General features: G+C 33.7%; 16 protein-coding genes and 1 pseudogene. 13 read left to right on the top strand and 4 right to left on the bottom strand.

Annotated elements, in window-relative coordinates; all coding sequences use genetic code 11:
- The first annotated feature begins 12 nt into the window (after nt 1-12).
- The gene (locus AA089_RS05460; RefSeq protein ID WP_046755921.1) at nt 13-3,576 is read left to right on the top strand and encodes an efflux RND transporter permease subunit; all 3,564 of its coding nucleotides are present in this window, start codon (nt 13-15) and stop codon (nt 3,574-3,576) included.
- Between the two features lie 223 nt (nt 3,577-3,799).
- Here AA089_RS05460 and AA089_RS05465 read toward each other — a convergent pair whose 3' ends face one another.
- Nucleotides 3,800-4,156: a toxin-antitoxin system YwqK family antitoxin gene (locus AA089_RS05465; protein WP_046755922.1), complete on the bottom strand. Its 357-nt coding sequence runs from the start codon at nt 4,154-4,156 to the stop codon at nt 3,800-3,802.
- A gap of 272 nt (nt 4,157-4,428) precedes the next feature.
- Here AA089_RS05465 and AA089_RS05470 point away from each other — a divergent pair, with 272 nt between their 5' ends.
- Both AA089_RS05470 and AA089_RS05475 read left to right on the top strand, forming a co-directional pair.
- A complete protein-coding gene (locus AA089_RS05470; RefSeq protein WP_053002208.1) occupies nt 4,429-5,106 on the top strand; it encodes a DUF6345 domain-containing protein in 678 nt (225 codons plus the stop codon).
- A gap of 25 nt (nt 5,107-5,131) precedes the next feature.
- Nucleotides 5,132-6,031, top strand: coding sequence for a hypothetical protein (locus AA089_RS05475; RefSeq protein ID WP_046755923.1), 900 nt, complete (start codon nt 5,132-5,134; stop codon nt 6,029-6,031).
- Nucleotides 6,032-6,333: 302 nt separating this feature from the next.
- Here AA089_RS05475 and AA089_RS05480 read toward each other — a convergent pair whose 3' ends face one another.
- Nucleotides 6,334-7,713, bottom strand: coding sequence for a TlpA family protein disulfide reductase (locus AA089_RS05480; RefSeq protein ID WP_162200412.1), 1,380 nt, complete (start codon nt 7,711-7,713; stop codon nt 6,334-6,336).
- A gap of 4 nt (nt 7,714-7,717) precedes the next feature.
- A complete protein-coding gene (locus tag AA089_RS24590; protein ID WP_046755925.1) occupies nt 7,718-7,981 on the bottom strand; it encodes a hypothetical protein in 264 nt (87 codons plus the stop codon).
- A 238-nt stretch (nt 7,982-8,219) separates the two neighbouring features.
- Here AA089_RS24590 and AA089_RS25780 point away from each other — a divergent pair.
- From AA089_RS25780 to AA089_RS05535, 10 genes and pseudogenes are all read left to right on the top strand, one after another.
- Nucleotides 8,220-8,378: pseudogene (locus AA089_RS25780) on the top strand (hypothetical protein); the annotation flags it as partial.
- A gap of 51 nt (nt 8,379-8,429) precedes the next feature.
- On the top strand, nt 8,430-8,678 hold the full coding sequence (locus AA089_RS05490) for a hypothetical protein (protein WP_046755926.1): 249 nt from the start codon (nt 8,430-8,432) through the stop codon (nt 8,676-8,678).
- A 194-nt stretch (nt 8,679-8,872) separates the two neighbouring features.
- Nucleotides 8,873-10,627, top strand: a complete 1,755-nt coding sequence (aspS, locus tag AA089_RS05495) for an aspartate--tRNA ligase (protein WP_046755927.1) — start codon at nt 8,873-8,875, stop codon at nt 10,625-10,627.
- Between the two features lie 618 nt (nt 10,628-11,245).
- Nucleotides 11,246-11,791 (top strand): hypothetical protein, encoded by a 546-nt coding sequence (locus tag AA089_RS23515; protein ID WP_053002209.1) that lies wholly within the window; start codon nt 11,246-11,248, stop codon nt 11,789-11,791.
- A complete protein-coding gene (locus AA089_RS05510) occupies nt 11,763-12,674 on the top strand; it encodes a tetratricopeptide repeat protein (protein WP_046755929.1) in 912 nt (303 codons plus the stop codon). Before AA089_RS23515 ends, AA089_RS05510 begins: the two co-directional genes overlap by 29 nt.
- 224 nt (nt 12,675-12,898) lie before the next feature.
- On the top strand, nt 12,899-13,414 hold the full coding sequence (locus tag AA089_RS05515; RefSeq protein WP_046755930.1) for a hypothetical protein: 516 nt from the start codon (nt 12,899-12,901) through the stop codon (nt 13,412-13,414).
- Nucleotides 13,415-13,577: 163 nt separating this feature from the next.
- Nucleotides 13,578-15,356: a chloride channel protein gene (locus AA089_RS05520; RefSeq protein ID WP_046755931.1), complete on the top strand. Its 1,779-nt coding sequence runs from the start codon at nt 13,578-13,580 to the stop codon at nt 15,354-15,356.
- A gap of 36 nt (nt 15,357-15,392) precedes the next feature.
- Nucleotides 15,393-15,902, top strand: a complete 510-nt coding sequence (locus AA089_RS05525) for a hypothetical protein (protein ID WP_046755932.1) — start codon at nt 15,393-15,395, stop codon at nt 15,900-15,902.
- 25 nt (nt 15,903-15,927) lie between these two features.
- Complete coding sequence (locus tag AA089_RS05530) at nt 15,928-16,167, top strand: hypothetical protein (RefSeq protein ID WP_046755933.1); 240 nt, start codon at nt 15,928-15,930, stop codon at nt 16,165-16,167.
- A gap of 81 nt (nt 16,168-16,248) precedes the next feature.
- On the top strand, nt 16,249-16,443 hold the full coding sequence (locus tag AA089_RS05535; protein ID WP_046755934.1) for a cold-shock protein: 195 nt from the start codon (nt 16,249-16,251) through the stop codon (nt 16,441-16,443).
- 91 nt (nt 16,444-16,534) lie between these two features.
- Here AA089_RS05535 and AA089_RS23520 read toward each other — a convergent pair whose 3' ends face one another.
- On the bottom strand, nt 16,535-17,323 hold the full coding sequence (locus tag AA089_RS23520) for a TlpA family protein disulfide reductase (RefSeq protein ID WP_082113205.1): 789 nt from the start codon (nt 17,321-17,323) through the stop codon (nt 16,535-16,537).
- Nucleotides 17,324-17,337: the final 14 nt, after the last annotated feature.

Genomic DNA, 17,337 nt, shown 5'->3' on the forward strand with positions numbered 1-17,337 from the left:
TGAGCGAACCAAATGGCTAAAAATAAAACCAACAAAGAGTTCATTTTATCCTCTTGGGCGATTGATAATAAAACGATTATCTACATCGTAATGGGCTTAATTCTCGTCTTGGGAATCTCCGCGTACTTTAGCATGCCACGTGAAAATTTCCCAGAAGTTATCGAAACCAAAATCTACGTAAGTACCATTTATCCTGGAAATACTGCGGAAGATATAGAAAAACTCATTGTAGATCCGCTAGAAGATCGACTCAAAAATATAAGTGGCGTAGTTGAAGTTACCTCAACATCTCAAGAAGATTACGGAATCATCATTGTAGAATTTAGTGAAAAAATCAGCGTCGAATCGGCTAAACTCAAAGTAAAAGATGAAGTTGATACCGAAAAAGGTGGCGAAGATTGGCCAACATTCAACGGTGCAAAAGTAGAACCGAATGTATTCAACCTGAATCTTTCGGAAGAACAACCGATACTGAATATCAATATTTCTGGAAACTATCCGGTAGAAAAACTAAAAGATTTCGCAGAAGACCTTCAAGATGAAATTGAAGACCTCATGGAAATCAAACAAGTTGATATTCGTGGAGCACAAGAAAAAGAAGTAGAAGTTGCCGTTGACGTTTATAAAATGATGGCAGCAAAAGTAAACTTTGACGATGTACGAAACGCTATTGCCAATGGAAATGTAACCATTTCGGCAGGAAATCTTATTTCTTCTGGACAACGACGTACAATTCGAATTTTAGGCGAAATTGAAAATCCGCAACAGCTCAACGATTTCGTTGTAAAATCAATTGATGGACCTGTCTATCTAAGAGATATTGCTACCGTTAGTTTCAAAGAAGAAGACAAAACTACCTACGCACGTAAATTTTCCGAAGATGAAACGATCATTGCGCGTGATGTAGTCATGCTCGATGTAAAAAAACGTGCAGGAGAAAATATGGTGGCTGCCGCAGAACAAATAAGCGTAATCATCAAAGATTTCAAAGAAGAACACAAAGATTTAGATATTTCGGTTACCAATGATCAATCTGAAAAAACAATCAATCAAGTAAACGACTTGGTAAACAATATCATTTTCGGAATCATATTAGTCGTATTTGTACTGATGTTTTTCTTAGGATTTAGAAATGCATTATTCGTAGGATTGGCAATTCCGATGTCGATGTTTATGTCGTTTGTTATTTTAGATTTCTTAGGCTACACGATGAATACCATGATTCTTTTTGCTCTCATTATGGGACTTGGGATGCTGGTTGATAACGGAATTGTAGTGGTTGAAAACGTATATCGTTTAATGGACGAAGAAGGAATGTCGCGCATTGAAGCCGCTAAAAAAGGTATTGGAGAAATTGCATTTCCAATTATCATTTCTACCCTAACTACTGTGGCTGCCTTTGTTCCACTTGGAATGTGGCCAGGAACTATGGGACAATTCATGATCTACTTCCCTATTACACTTTCTGTCGTATTGGGTTCATCATTATTTGTTGCCATATTCATCAACTCATTAATGGTATCGCAATTTATGGAAGTTGGCGAACGCAAGTTAAAAGTGCGTCAACTCATCATCATAAGTGTTGTGCTTGGAGTGCTTGGACTATTGTGTGTAGCCATTGGCGGAGCCGTAAAAGGTCTCGGAACCTTATTGATCTTTATTGCACTAATGTTCTGGATTTACAAATACGTTCTAAAACCTGCAGCACGTTTCTTCCAAAATAGAATATTAGCCGCTTTAGAGCGCACATACGAACGTTTCTTGCGTTTCGCTTTGGGCGGATGGAGACCGTATTTATTTACCGCAGGAACATTTATCTTACTATTTGTTGCCTTTGGACTCTTTGGCGCATCAATGGAAAGTAAACGTACCAAAGTAGAATTCTTCCCAGACAATAAACCAAATCAAATTATTGTTTACATCGAATATCCGCAAGGAACATCAATTGAAAAAACCAACAAAATCACGAAAGACATTGAAAAACGTGTATACACGGTATTAAATGGTGATGAATACATGGATAACGGTTACAATTTCTTAGTAGAATCTGCGGTTTCTCAAGTTGGTGAAGGTGCTGGAAATCCACAAACAGATGGCGGTTCAGCTGCAGAAATGCCACATAAAGGAAAAATTACGGCGTCCATGCGCGAATACAAATTCCGAAGAGGAGAAGACAGTGAAGTATTGCGTCAAAAAGTAACGGAAGCCCTAAAAGGAATTTATCCTGGAGTAGCCATTTCTGTAGAAAAAGATGCCGTTGGTCCGCCTGTGGGTTATCCAATCAATATTGAATTGGAAGGCGATGATTATTCGGAACTTATTATAGAAGCTGAACGCTTGCGTGATATCATCAATTCTAAAAATATCCCTGGAATTGAAGAATTAAAAATTGACGTAAATAAAGGAAAACCTGCCATGCAAGTCGTTGTCGACAGAGAAAAAGCTGGAGAATTAGGCGTTTCGGCAGGACAAGTGGGACAACAATTACGAAACTCACTATTTGGATTAAAAGCTTCTGTATACAAACAAGATGGAGACGATTATGACATCTACGTTCGTTTTAATGAAGACAATCGATACAACCTGAGTTCTTTGTTCAATCAGAAAATAATTTTCAGAAATCAGATGGGACAATTAAAGGAAATTCCACTTTCTGCGGTTGTAAAACAACGAAACACATCTGGTTTTAGCGCCATAAAACACAAACAGAAAAAACGTGTCGTAACCGTCTATTCAGGATTAGCTCCAGGATTTACAGATGCTGGCGCCATTGTGGCTCAAATTCAGACAGAAATTGGTGACGAATTTGATGTGGAAGAACAAGGAATTAATGTCGATTTTACAGGGCAAATAGAAGAACAAAACAAGCAACAAGCATTCTTAGGAGGTGCATTCTTTGCTGGTTTAGGACTCATTATGCTGATTCTAATATTCCAATTTAGTTCTATCTCAAAGCCAACAATTATCATGATTGCTATCTTTTTAAGTTTGATTGGTGTTTTTGGTGGAATTTTAATCACAGGTGCGCCATTTGTAATTATGATGACAATGATGGGAATTATTTCCTTGGCGGGAATTGTGGTAAACAATGGTGTGGTTTTACTTGATTATAATCAACTACTCATTGATCGTAAAAAAGAAGAACTCAACATAGATGAAGACACTTATCTACCTATCAATCATGTGTTTGACACGGTAGTTCGAAGTGGAAAAGCACGTTTGCGTCCTGTATTACTAACAGCAATTACAACGGTATTAGGATTAATTCCGTTAGCTATCGGATTTAACATTGATTTCTTTTCACTTTTCAGTGAATTTGATCCAAAAATATATCTTGGTGGAGACAACGTAATTTTCTGGGGACCATTAGCATGGACAGTAATTTACGGATTAATCATTGCAACATTCCTAACGTTAATAATTGTTCCGATACTATTCTTCCTCATCACAAAATTCAAGTTTTGGTTATTCAAAAGTAAGCAGCCAGAGCAAGATGAAGATGGTGTAAGTATCAAAGATGATACTGATGAAGAAGATGACATTAACGAAATTGATGTACCTATAGAAACAGTATAAATATATAATCACAAACGGAAAAAGGTTGTCTCAGAAGTAACAATTTCGTCAAACCAAACTCAATTTGGTTCCTCATGACGATTTTAAAAACTTTTAAGACAACCATTCTTCTTTCTGAAAAGTCGCTCGAAAAGCATAAAATTTCTTTTAAACATATCTTTCAAAAACAAAAAAATCCCGAAATCTATAGACTTCGGGATTTTTATAGGATCGTTTATTTTCTTTATTTGTTACTTACAACAGTACTTGTACGTTGCCACTTATTTACATTTTTAATTTTACTACCATCATAATCTACTTCACTTAAGCTGTTTGTGTTCCAAAAAAACCACTTTCCAACTTTTTGTCCGTTCTCATAATTTCCAACAGCAACTTTTTTTCCATTTGCATCATACGATTTCCATTCGCCTTGAAGCTTTCCTTCCAAAGTAAAAAATCCTGTTTGTGCAATAGTTCCATTGGTATGAAAATACGTAGCTTCGATGATATCTCCTTTTTTCTCTAATGTTGGCTTGTTATTTTGTGCGAATGCAGTTGCTCCTGAAACCAAGAAAACTGCTATTAAAAGTAACTTTTTCATATCTATATATTTTTAAAATGATTTGGGCTTATTAATATTTACGTTACAAACTTAACATTTTTTTTACTTTTAAGCAACAATTGCGTAACATTAAATTAACATTGAGGGCTTAAAAGTCTAATATTTAACATTTTAAAAGTTAACAAACAAAGATATTCTTACACAAAAAGGGTGTAAACCCTATTCGCATTTTAGGATTTACACGGAGCTAAATACATAAGATACATTCTAGTTTTGCAAAAACTAGAATAAAAAATTAAAACTAAAACTTTATGGGATCAATAGGAATTGAATGGGTCAACCAATACAACGGAAACGCATCCGATCTTAGTAATAACGACGACAATGCTAGAGGTTTTTACAACACATTGCATGGTGTAAAACAATTTGACTACGGAGATAATCTCGCTTGGGATCGTGATTTTGAACAAGAGGGAAAAGGAAATCCTTCAAGAGGAACCGATACTATCTATGCAGACAATGTCGATATTGCATTTTTCTCAGGTCATGGCTCTAGAAGCTATCTTCTCTTCGGAAGAAATGACTTTGATGACGGAAAAGCTAGAAATACAGAAATGTTACTAGGCGACAAACAATTAGAATGGATTGTTTTTGACGGTTGTCAAGCACTCGAATTTAACGATGTATTCTCACGTTGGGGATGGGGCGTTTTTAAAGGATTGCACTTTATACTTGGTTTTGCCACAATATGTTATGACAGAAGAGATCGAGGCGAAAAATTTGCCCGACGTTTAAATGATGAATGGACTATGCGTGAAGCATGGATTAAAGCCTGTGTAGAGACAGAACCTGTAGCAACAGAGTGGGCATATTTACGCGCTAGCGAAGGAAGTATTAACACATTTAGTGATCATTGGCATGGAAAAGGTCCCGTAAGTTTCGATCCTACCAATCCTACACAATTAGCATACGCAAAAGGAAGCTGTTAACATTCAACCATCAAAAAAATAAAAAATGAAAGATTCATTATTCAAAATCAATACACAATTACCACAACATATTTCAGACGTTCCAATGTACAGAACGTTTCACTTTGATACGGCTTCGGCTAAAAACAAATCGTACGCAGATTATATTGCAAAACGTGTCGAATTTTTACGTTCAAACTTTAAAACAGACGGAGAACTCAGAGATTTAGGCGATCAACTCATCATTAGAAATGATATAGAAGCATTGGAAATTTACACAGGAAGCGATTCTTTTTGGTGGACAGATCGTGAAAATGCATACAGCGAAAAGAAAGAATTAGCTGAAAATTTACCTTCTGAAAAAGAAGCGATTCACAATGCACAAAAACTTTTGGAGCAATTACAAATTGATCAAAAAACGATGAAAGTACATTCGGTTACAAACTCTTTTGCGGCATTTAGTGAATCTCCTAAAGATACTGATGTGAAAGAATTTCCAACCAGTGTAAATGTAAACTTTATACACGAATTGAGTGGTTTACCCGTATTTGGTTCTGGTGCAAAAACACAAGTTTCGTATGTAAATAAGGATCAATTAGTACAATTGTATCACTTTCATAGAACTCCAAAACAAGAAGGAAAAGCGGCCGTAATTTCGCCTGAAGAAGCTTTACAACAAGTACTCGATGACAAGCGATTTGCCATCATCAAAGAAGAAGGAAAAAGTTCGGGAGAAATCACAGATGTAAGTTTGGGCTACTATGCGACAAGTCCGTCAGACTTACAACGATTTTTAATTCCTGTATACAAAGTACAAGGAAGTGTATCAACGCCTGAATTGGAAAATTACGATTTCAACTTGTTTGTTATTGCAGCAAAAGAAAGTCAGGAAATGGCAAAACGCAGAGGATTAGCGAATCAGCCACTAGAAACGGTTTTCAATTAATAAAAACACAAACACTACTAAAAAACGCTTTGCAGCTTCTTGCGGAGCGTTTTTTTATTAAACTAAACTCATTACCGTTTCTCCTTCGGTTTCAAAATTAAATATCTCAGAATATTCTTTAGTTCTAAGTCTTTAAAAAAAGATAGCTTTTGAATAGTTTATTGCTGGCAAACTATGACTATAAAACATTTTCATCTTCAATAGCTTTTTCCAACTCTCGAAATTAATGTAGATTGAAATAAATACAAGATTTTAAACTCTTATATTATTATATGCTGATGTTTTCAAATTACAGCTACTATCTACCAATATTTAGCATTATCCAAATCATTGAGTTTTGAAAGGAATAATAATTCCTGTGGATGGAGAAAAGATTCATCTATTAGATTCAAGTTTTTATCTACAATAATATATCTTGGTACAGATTGTAATTCTATAAACTTTAAAAAATCTTGATTTTCAGAAACTTCATCCTTTACAAGAAAACTAATTTCTTGATCTAGATTTTCTGTCATTTTTTTCCATTTTTCAGTATCACTTTTCCTATCCAAACTAAGACTGATAACAGAAACATTTTTTGGGAATTCCATTTCTTTCATGATATGAACGCCTTTGATACATGGCTTACACCAAGTCGCCCAGAAATCTATCAAATAGTACTTGGAAGGATTACTTTTTATGATATCTGAAAAAGCAAATTCTTTATTTTGCGGACTTAGTATTTGGAGATTTTTTAATTTCTTTTTAAAAAGAGTATTATTTAGTGGAGCAATCTGTTTTTCGATTTGAGAAGATTCCTTTTTGTATAGTTCTGTTGTTTTGAGCCAATCAATAGCCGAATTATATTTCTTATCTCCTTTGTTATCTTGATGCTTTAAAAAATTGAATACGCCAATAGATAATAAATCTATGTAATTTTGAGAATAATTTTGTGTGTTGAGATGTGAAAAGTCAAAAGTATCAATATTATCTTTCACATAGGTAAACGTTAAATTATATAATGGATCTCCTGCAATGATTGGATGTGATATTTTTTTAATAAATGTATCGACTTGTTCATTTTTAGGTTCAATTAATTGAAGACTATTGTAATAATGATATTCATTAAGTGTACTTAATATCCTTTGACCAGTAGTATGATATTTTTTTTGAAAAAATGTATAGACACTATCCAACTTCACATGATCTAGCGATGTGTTGATTTCTCTATATTGCTGAAATAAATCATCTAAAAAAAATAATTGATCTGATTCTTCCGATTTCAAAACAATATTTCCTTTATCAAATTGAAATTGGATGCCTTGATTATCGCTATGTACTAGGTAATAGTGTCGATACGTAGTCATTTTTCCGTGAATAACACTAAAACCAAAATATTTTAATACTTGATAATCATATAAATTCGGAATGGTTTTAACTATAAGCGCATCTTTATTTTGAGTATTTTCAAACTCTAAATAATCATAATTGAGAAATTCGTCAGGAATACTGATACCCGTTTTCATTTTTTCATTAAAGAGAACAGCTAATGTAAGTGAATCATTTTTTTCTACGACTACCGGAGTGTCATTGGTTTCCTTCGTAGCCGTTTTTTTATTCTCCTCACAAGATAATAATGTGATAAGCGTAAAAAACAGTAGACTAAAAAGCCTACTGTACATAATTATTTTGTGATATTTCATTTTTTTATTGTCCAAATCCATCGTGTTCACAATCATAGAAACATCTTGAAACACCAGGTTCACTTTGTACTGTCTGTGAACAAAAGTTACTTGCGGCATTGGAAATGTCTTGACCTGTATCGCCTAAAAAATAGCCGCCGCCTGGTTCTCTTCCTCCGTTAGAATAAATGATGGTAAGTCTACAATATCCACCGCCTCCACGAACATTTTGTTGTTGCTTCTTGTTAAGAATTGTTACTCTTTCTAAAGTTAAAATGTTTTTTAACATAATCTAATTTTTAATAATTTAAAAGTTTTCTTGAACATTTAAAGACACTCAAGAAGTGTGTCGCAAATACACAACACAAAAGTAAGTAAAAAACTATATATTTTGTAAGTATAATAAATATTAAAATGTATCATAACAGATGTGATGTTTTTTATTGTTCTTTGTAATGACAAAAGAAGAAAACAGATATCTCAACATTCTGGGTAAAGCATTTCCTTTTTAACAAAAAAATGGATTTACACAAATTGAGGTTCGTGATGCTATAGATATAGAAAAACCCAACTTATCCGCTATAGAAAACGGTAGACAAAATACAATCACACTAACTTTACGAAAAATAGCCTTAGCAATAAATATAGAAGTACATGACATTTTCAAAGAAGGTTTTAATTACTAAATCAATTTTTAGTTCTATTTACGTATGTTTGTTAGTATAATACTTCATATAATGGAAGCAGTTATATTAAAAAATAAAATACAGTCCTACTTAGACAATGCTGATGAAAGAGTGTTAGCTATCGTTAATGGAGTTTTCGAAAACTACTACAAAGACGAAACTGTTGCTTTTCATCCTGATGGAACTCCTATGTCAAGACACGAATATAAAGTAGCACTTGATACTGCAGAAGAACAAATTAATAACGGAGATTTTATTTCTGTTGAAGAATTTGAGCAACAAAAAATTATGGGTAACTGAATCAAGTTCAGTTTAACGCAAAGAATATTTTTTAGATAATTTATATTTTTAAAATCAACTTCGATTTAAAGTTCAACCTATACTTAATTTTCGACTTCGATTTCAAATTCAAATTCTTCTCCCAAAATATTTCAATTCCTACACCATTCATCCGCCAAAAACCATTAAATTTGCGCTTTTAAAATCGCATACACATGTACAGATCACATAGTTGTGGTGAGTTAAGAGCATCACACATTACACAAGAAGTTACCCTTTCAGGTTGGGTTCAAAAGTCTAGAGATAAAGGATTTATGATTTGGGTCGATCTTCGCGATCGCTACGGAATTACACAATTAATCTTTGATGAAGAACGTACACCAACAACCATTTTTGAAAAAGCAAAAACACTTGGTAGAGAATTTGTGATCCAAGTAACAGGAGAAGTGATTGAGCGTGCTTCTAAAAACTCAAATATGCCTACGGGAGATATTGAGATTTTAGTCACAAAACTCACGGTTTTAAATGCTTCGTTATTACCACCATTTACGATTGAAGATGAAACAGATGGTGGCGAAGATATCCGAATGAAATATCGCTACTTAGACATTCGTCGTAATCCTGTAAAAGATAGCTTAATCTTCCGTCATAAAGTAACGATGGAAGTTCGCAAATACTTATCTGAGCAAGAATTTATCGAAGTAGAAACACCGTATTTAATCAAATCGACGCCAGAAGGTGCACGTGATTTTGTAGTGCCTTCTCGTATGAATGAAGGACAATTTTACGCCTTGCCACAATCGCCACAAACTTTCAAACAATTATTGATGGTTGGCGGAATGGATAAATATTTTCAAATTGTAAAATGCTTCCGTGATGAAGATTTACGCGCCGATAGACAACCAGAATTTACGCAAATTGACTGCGAAATGGCGTTTGTAGAGCAAGAAGATATTTTAAATGTATTTGAAGGCTTAACACGTCACTTACTAAAAGAAATCAAAGGAATTGACATTGAAAAGTTCCCTAGAATGACGTTTGATCACGCGATGAAAACCTACGGAAACGACAAACCAGACATTCGTTTCGGAATGGAATTTGGCGAACTAAACGACGTTGCACAACACAAAGAATTCAATGTATTCAATTCGGCAGAATTAGTCGTTGGAATCGCAGTGCCAGGCGGCGCAAGTTACACACGTAAAGAAATAGACAAACTCATTGATTGGGTAAGACGTCCACAAGTTGGTGCACTAGGAATGGTATATGTAAAATGTAACGAAGACGGAAGTTTCAAATCATCTGTAGACAAATTCTACGATCAGGACGATTTGGCAAAATGGGCAGAAAAAACTGGCGCAAAAGCAGGCGATTTAATCTGTGTATTATCTGGAAATACCAACAAAGTACGCGCGCAACTAAGTGCCTTACGTATGGAATTGGCAGAACGCCTAAACTTGCGTAATCCATCAGAATTTGCTCCACTTTGGGTAATGGATTTCCCATTATTAGAATTGGACGAAGAAACAGGTCATTACCATGCAATGCACCATCCATTTACATCTCCAAAACCTGGTCAATTGGAATTATTAGACACCAATCCTGGTGATGTAAAAGCAAATGCTTACGATTTGGTTTTAAACGGAAATGAAATCGGTGGTGGATCCATTCGTATTCACGATAAAGAAATGCAAGCAATTATGTTTAAGCATTTAGGATTTACCGAAGATGAAGCAAAAGCACAATTTGGGTTCCTTATGGATGCTTTCCAATACGGAGCGCCGCCACATGGTGGATTGGCTTTTGGTTTGGACAGATTGGTTGCCATTTTGGGCGGACAAGAAACGATTCGTGATTTCATTGCGTTCCCGAAAAACAATTCGGGTCGTGATGTCATGATTGATGCGCCAGCACCAATTGATGACGAACAACTAAAAGAATTAAGCATCAAGCTTGATATACAAGCGTAAAAAGCTGAACATATACATAATACAAAACCCTGCAATTTGCAGGGTTTTGTATTATATAAAAATTATTAAACGAAATCTTAGTTTATCATAATAAGTGTGTGCATGTTATGAGTTAAATCAGAGAAAAGAAATAATTAATGTAGCCGCTATTGATATTGAAAGTAAAATAAGCTTCATATTTTTTTGGGTTTGTTTTTCTTTTTTGAGCGAGTTCACAAGTATAAAACCTGATATTACAAAAATAACTGCTAGTGAATACATTTTATATTCAAATACATCTTGATAAAAGTTCTTAAAGAATATGATATGAATTACGATAAAAAGTAATGGAACAAGTCTAATTATTTTTTTCATGTAGTTAATTGGTAAGTATTACAACAAATATAGTTTTTTCTTACAAATAAATAAATTTACCAATTATTTTTTTCAATTATATAGATTATAAAAAAACTAGACTGAAACTCAACGGTGTTTTAATATACATTAGAGAAAATAATTTTTCAAATTAATACAGTTCATACTAAAGTAATGGAACTTCGTACAAGTATTTAAGTCATGTGTGCATATTATATCATCAATTTCCTTTTTTTCATTAGATTTATATGATAAAACCAACGAATGAAAATTTTTAAAATAATTATTTCCATTGTACTACTTGCGATTTTTGCCTTTGCAGGATTTTTAGCTTATTCCTATTACAGCTATACGGAAGCTTTTAATACAGAAAACAAGCCTTATAAACACTATGTCGGTTATATTGATTCTGAAAAAGCGTTGCTAACTGACGAATTTGATCTTTGTGATGAAGGCAGAATTTACCATACATACAGCAGTGCAAGCTTAAAAGCGTATAAAGGTTCAAAAAAGCGTTTCCGCGATCATATCCAAACGAGCTTTAATGACAATACATTTACAGATTCTGGCTATCTAAATTTTCGGTTTTTTGTAAATTGTGAAGGAAATGCAGGCATGTTTGAAATTATTCAAATGGATTTAGATTTAAAAGAATCGCCACTAAATCCACAACTCGTAGATTCACTATTTACGCTAACTTCAAATCCTGAAAACTGGGAAATTATTGAATATTACGAAGCACCTAGAAATTATTACATGTACATATCATACCGAATAGAAAATGGAAAAGTTACTGAAATTATCCCTTAGTTTTTGTTGTTTATGCTTGTTATTTTCTTGTGGAAATGATGCCGCAAACAAAAGACAACGCGCTGAAAAACGCTATAAAGAAGCAATTCGATTTACACAAGGCACAACAGCTTTTCAAAACGGAATTGCCGAAGCTGTCGCTATTGACTCAACCTACGAAGATGCCGTATACGAACTTTCCGTAGCACACCTAAAACGCGGAATGCCACACAAATGGTTGCCACAATACAACAAAGCACTTGCACTAAATCCTGAATATCGATATCCATGGCGCGGTTATTTATATCTTTGGTTTTATAGAGATTACAAAAAAGCCATTGCAGACTTTGACGCTTCTGACTCACTTACACCTAATTTTATTGATGCGCCACAAGGTCATAGTGTCGATTTTTGGCGCGGAATTGCCTATTTGGGTTTAAATGACCACAAAAATTCCATTGCCTATTTTGACAAACACATTCAAAAAGAAACCGAAGAAACTGGTGAAGATTGGGTAGAACATGAAGCTTTTCTCTACAGAGGAATTGCACATTACGAAGCTGGAAATCAGGAAGAAGCACTCAAAAATTTCAATACCTTACTAAAATACAACTCCGATTTTGCGGACGCGAAATATTACAAAGCTTTGTTGCTTCGTGATACACTGGAAAAACTTCAACAGGAAATTGAAATGGCAGGATCAAGATATGGCTCTACATTACACACAAAAATTCCAAGAGAAAAATTCCAAGAGAAAAAACAAGAAGCACTTTTACTAATTGACGAAGCTATTGACAACTTCAACAATGGCTATTCAAATCAGCGTCCATATGTGGAAACATTGCGACAATTATATGGGGAAGATTATATAAACCTAAAAACGAAATTAGAGGCAATGTACTAATTTTTCTTGCGCTCAACTTTCAACTAATATGTCCCAACTACGGTATCGTTTTGTGCTAGTTAGAAAGATAACACAGATAAATTACTTTTAAATTTCGTTGATTACGTGTCTAATATTTTGATTTCCATCAATATTATTATAGCTTTAGCATGAACGGAAATTTCTATACAACTACGTGTAGTTTATTTCAATAACCAACAATATTTCACCAAAATCTAACAAAAATGAACCTTTCAAAAAAAATCAATCGTATTGCAATTGCTTTTCTACTCATAAGTGCAATTGCTTTTCAAAGTTGTGGCGACAAAGATAAAAAAGACGCTATGGAGAAAGAATTAGCGGCAGTACATCAAAAAATGGATTCAATTCATGACATGATGGAAAAAGATCACGAGCGTTTTGAAGCAAAACATAAAGAATGGCAAAAAATGCATAAAGTGACAGATACTACCAGCAATGAAAATGAGCATGTTGCTTTTGAAACAAAACATCAAAATATCATTAAAAAACATTCCGCTATTTTAGACAATCATGAAAAATTGATGGAAGAACATGAAAAAATAGAAGAAGCACATTTATCTGGCGATAAAACAATAGAAGAAATAAAAGCTGAGCATGACAAGATACAAGCTGATCACGAAAAAATGGAAGCAGAACACAAACAAATGGTGGAGGAACATGAAAAAATGGAAGCGGAACACAATAAAATGAATAAAGATCATAGCGAACCAAAAGAATAATACATTCTATACCAATCAAATAAGTACAACAGTAAGAACAAAAAATGAGCAAAGGAAACTTGCTCATTTTTTTGTTTTATTGCTTATATTGAATACACATTCGTAATTTATAACATCCGTTTTTAAAGCGAACAATGGTAAATTTCTCATAAATAATCAAAGTATGCCAACGCAGAAAAAATCATTATTTAGACGTTTCTTAATTTGGAGATACAAACATATATCCAACAAGAATTTTGTTTTCATCCTGAGCATTTTAGTTGGTTTAGGATCTGGTTTGGTTGCGGTTACGATTAAGAATATTACATTTTGGATTCAAGCATTATTAGAAAACGGCATCATATTTTCTAAAAATCAACTATACTTCATTTTACCGTTGGTCGGATTGTTTTTAGTCTATCTGGTTTCTAAATTTATCTTTAAAAAACAAACGGAACACGCTATTTCGTCCATTTTATATGCGTTATCCAAACGCACTGGAATTATTCCAAATCATAAAATGTATGTACCGCTAATTACAGCGCCGTTAACGGTTGGTTTTGGTGGTTCGGTTGGATTGTTAGGTCCCGCAATTGCTTCAGGTTCGGCTATAAGTTCCAACATTAGTAAACTTTTTCACATCAACAGTAAAACCCGAATGTTGTTGATTGGTTGTGCGGCAGCTGGCGCAATTTCTTCTATCTTTAAATCGCCCGTAGCAGCTATCATTTTCGCCATTGAAGTCTTTAGTTTAGATTTAACGCTCACTTCCTTAATTCCACTTTTATTAGCATCCGTTTCGGCAGTTGTAACGTCGTATTTTTTTCTTGGGAATGAAAACTTGTTCAATTTTACACTTTCAGAACAATTTCAACTAAGTGATATTCCATTTTATGTACTGCTTGGCGTAGGAACTGCGTTTGCGTCTATCTATTTTACTAAAATGCACTTTGCCATCACTACCTTTTTTGATCGATTTAAACAAAAAATCACTAAACTCATTATTTGCGGATTGGGCATTGGTGTCATGCTCTATTTTATTCCGCCTTTATACGGAGAAGGTTTTGGCTTCATTACCAATTTACTCGATGGAAATCATATTCAAGCATTGGGAAAAACGCCTTTAGACAATTACACCGAAAATATTTGGGTGGTCATTTTGCTGCTTATCGGAATTACCATTTTTAAAGCGATTGCCATGACTACAACTTTTGCGGCTGGAGGTTCGGGCGGAATTTTTATTCCAACAATGGTTATGGGAAGCGCGCTTGGGAATATTGTTGCCAAAGTCATCAATCAATTTGGATTTAGTGTTTCGGAAGCTAACTTCACATTAGTTGGCATGGCAGGTTTAATTGCTGGCGTATTACATGCGCCGTTAACGGCAATTTTCTTGATTGCTGAAATTACGGGCGGATACGATTTGTTTGTACCGTTGATGCTTACCTGTGCAATTTCGTTCTTAATTACAAAAAATCTATTAAACTATACCATTTACACACGCGAACTTTCTGAAACGGGCGAATTGTTAACACACAACAAAGATGAAACGGTACTTACGTTGATGGCGTTAGATAGTGTAATTGAACAAAACTTTAGCACCATAAAACCCGAAATGACACTCGGCGAAATGTTGCACGAAGCGGTTGCAAAATCGAAACGAAACTTGTTTCCTGTAGTAGATGAAGAAGAAAATTTGGTTGGAATTATTGTATTAGATGATATTCGAGAGTTTATGTTTGATACGTCTTTATACGATTCGCTTTCGGTAAACGATTTTATGCACGACGCGCCCGATTATATTATTTATGAAGAAGATAATATGAAATCTGTGATGAAAAAATTTCAAGATAGCAGCGCTTGGAATTTGCCTGTTTTGAAAGATGGAAAATACTACGGATTTGTGTCAAAATCGAAATTATTAACGGCATATAGACGAAAGTTAATTACTTTTACGCGATAAATTGAAGTTTACTATTATATGAGACTACTTATATACATGTTTCTATTTTTAATGCCTTTATCTGTTATTCAATCTCAAGAATTAACAACAATTGATAGAAATGGTTTTTCAATAACGTTCCCCAATTCTTGGAAAGAAGAAAAAGTTCCTAATTGCCTAATTTATATTTTAGAATCTGAAACTGATAAAATACAAACTAATTCCTTAACAAGTATAGGAATACAAGAAACTAAAAACAGTCAAACGCTAGAAGCATTTTCCAAAGAATATGAAGATGACTTAACTAATCATAAAAACTTGAAAGATTTCAAAATCAAGGCAAAGAGAAATCTAATGTACGGTAGTAAAAAAGCTATCCGGTACTTTTACACAGCTACAGATTCACACATTCCTATAGAGGTAATGGCAATTGCAATTGAAAACGAAGGAAAAATTATCTTAGTTACTGCAACTATTTATTGGTTTAGACCTAATAGTAAAAAATTAGATTTCGTACAATTACTTAATAAAACAGAAAAAATACTTAATTCTATAAAAGTAGAATAGTGTTTTTACTTTAAAAAATAAACACATGAAATACCTTCTCATCATACTACTCATCGCATTAATAGGCGTTGGAATTTTTGCACATTATTACGAATTTCAAGAAGAAAACTTTGATCAAAAAGTAATTGGTATCTGTATTTTGACGTTTTCTTTTATTTGGATGCCGCTATTTATTTACCATCGATACAAAGGACGAAAAAAGGAAGATTTTATACTTTCTAACGAGAAATTGAAAGAAATGAATGACTTCAACCGAAAAGAATAACATAAAAATAGTGTTCAGGTATGCTAGTTATGCTTTAAAAACAGTAACTTAGATATCTATTAATTTTATTTTTTATCACAAATGACTGGTACAGTTAAATTTTTCAATGAATCTAAAGGTTTTGGATTCATCACCAACGACGAAACAGGAAGAGACATTTTTGTCCACGTTTCCAACTTAAACGGCTTAGTTATAAACGAAGGCGATAAAGTTTTTTTCGAAGAGGAACAAGGAAAAAAAGGAATGGTCGCAGCACAAGTACAAATTATTGAATAGTACTTTTACGAACACATTTTACAATTTCACGCGCAATATATATTGCGCGTTTTTTATGTTATTTAGTATTGTTACTACAACGCTAGTACACTTATTCCGCTAGTAATTTTTGAATTTCTACAGCTAATTTTTCAACATTTCCTTCCGAGTTTCCTATAGAAATGTATCGTACGATACCTTTTTTATCGATCACAAAACTTTTTGGAATTGCGCCTGTAGCATATTCTTTCCAGATTTTTTGAGTTGTATCAAATCCAACATTAAAGTCAACTTCATACTTTTTTAAATCGCGCATCTTTTTTTGAACCTTTTCTTGCGTTTCTCCTATAGAAATTGGCAATAAAACGAAATCTTCATTTTGAAATGGTGTAATTATTTGAGATGGGAATTCTGTAAATTCCATCAAACAAGGCGCACACCATGTTGCCCAAAAGTTGATCAATACCACTTTTCCTTTTAATTTGGATAAGGTAATTTTTTGTCCGTCGAGCATTGCAACCGTAAAATCTTTTGCTTTTTCGTCTACGTTCAATCTTAATTCATTCGCTCGATTTTTACTTTTAGCTGAACTTTTTTTCGCAGAAGATTTGTTTTTCGCTCGTGCCTTTTTTTCTTCTTCCGTTAATAAAGCGACTTTTATGATAAACTCTTTATCGCCAATAACATCTCCAAATTTTAGCGCAAGTCCGTTACGTTCTGCTTCGGTTACGCCTTTATTCATACTTTTGATATAACCGTTTTTTCCATATGCATCTAACTGCTCTTTTGTAATGATTTCATTACCAACAATGATGACGTATTCAGGTTTTTTGGCAGCATTTTTTTGTCCAAATGCTATCAATCCGCATAAAAAGAAGCATATAAATAGTAGTTTTTTCATCGTGTGTTTTTTTG

Origin of the sequence: Kordia jejudonensis (assembly GCF_001005315.1) — a bacterium.
Classification (GTDB): Bacteria; Bacteroidota; Bacteroidia; order Flavobacteriales; family Flavobacteriaceae; genus Kordia; species Kordia jejudonensis.

Coding starts and splice junctions, on each gene's coding strand:
- AA089_RS05460 (WP_046755921.1), top strand. CDS start 13: ATGGCTAAAAATAAAACCAACAAAGAGTTCATTTTATCCTCTTGGGCG.
- AA089_RS05515 (WP_046755930.1), top strand. CDS start 12,899: ATGAACCTTTCAAAAAAAATCAATCGTATTGCAATTGCTTTTCTACTC.
- AA089_RS23520 (WP_082113205.1), bottom strand. CDS start 17,323: ATGAAAAAACTACTATTTATATGCTTCTTTTTATGCGGATTGATAGCA.
- AA089_RS05480 (WP_162200412.1), bottom strand. CDS start 7,713: ATGAAATATCACAAAATAATTATGTACAGTAGGCTTTTTAGTCTACTG.
- AA089_RS05530 (WP_046755933.1), top strand. CDS start 15,928: ATGAAATACCTTCTCATCATACTACTCATCGCATTAATAGGCGTTGGA.
- AA089_RS05535 (WP_046755934.1), top strand. CDS start 16,249: ATGACTGGTACAGTTAAATTTTTCAATGAATCTAAAGGTTTTGGATTC.
- AA089_RS05475 (WP_046755923.1), top strand. CDS start 5,132: ATGAAAGATTCATTATTCAAAATCAATACACAATTACCACAACATATT.
- AA089_RS05510 (WP_046755929.1), top strand. CDS start 11,763: ATGGAAAAGTTACTGAAATTATCCCTTAGTTTTTGTTGTTTATGCTTG.
- AA089_RS05490 (WP_046755926.1), top strand. CDS start 8,430: ATGGAAGCAGTTATATTAAAAAATAAAATACAGTCCTACTTAGACAAT.
- AA089_RS24590 (WP_046755925.1), bottom strand. CDS start 7,981: ATGTTAAAAAACATTTTAACTTTAGAAAGAGTAACAATTCTTAACAAG.
- AA089_RS05525 (WP_046755932.1), top strand. CDS start 15,393: ATGTTTCTATTTTTAATGCCTTTATCTGTTATTCAATCTCAAGAATTA.
- AA089_RS05520 (WP_046755931.1), top strand. CDS start 13,578: ATGCCAACGCAGAAAAAATCATTATTTAGACGTTTCTTAATTTGGAGA.
- aspS (WP_046755927.1), top strand. CDS start 8,873: ATGTACAGATCACATAGTTGTGGTGAGTTAAGAGCATCACACATTACA.
- AA089_RS05470 (WP_053002208.1), top strand. CDS start 4,429: ATGGGATCAATAGGAATTGAATGGGTCAACCAATACAACGGAAACGCA.
- AA089_RS05465 (WP_046755922.1), bottom strand. CDS start 4,156: ATGAAAAAGTTACTTTTAATAGCAGTTTTCTTGGTTTCAGGAGCAACT.
- AA089_RS23515 (WP_053002209.1), top strand. CDS start 11,246: ATGAAAATTTTTAAAATAATTATTTCCATTGTACTACTTGCGATTTTT.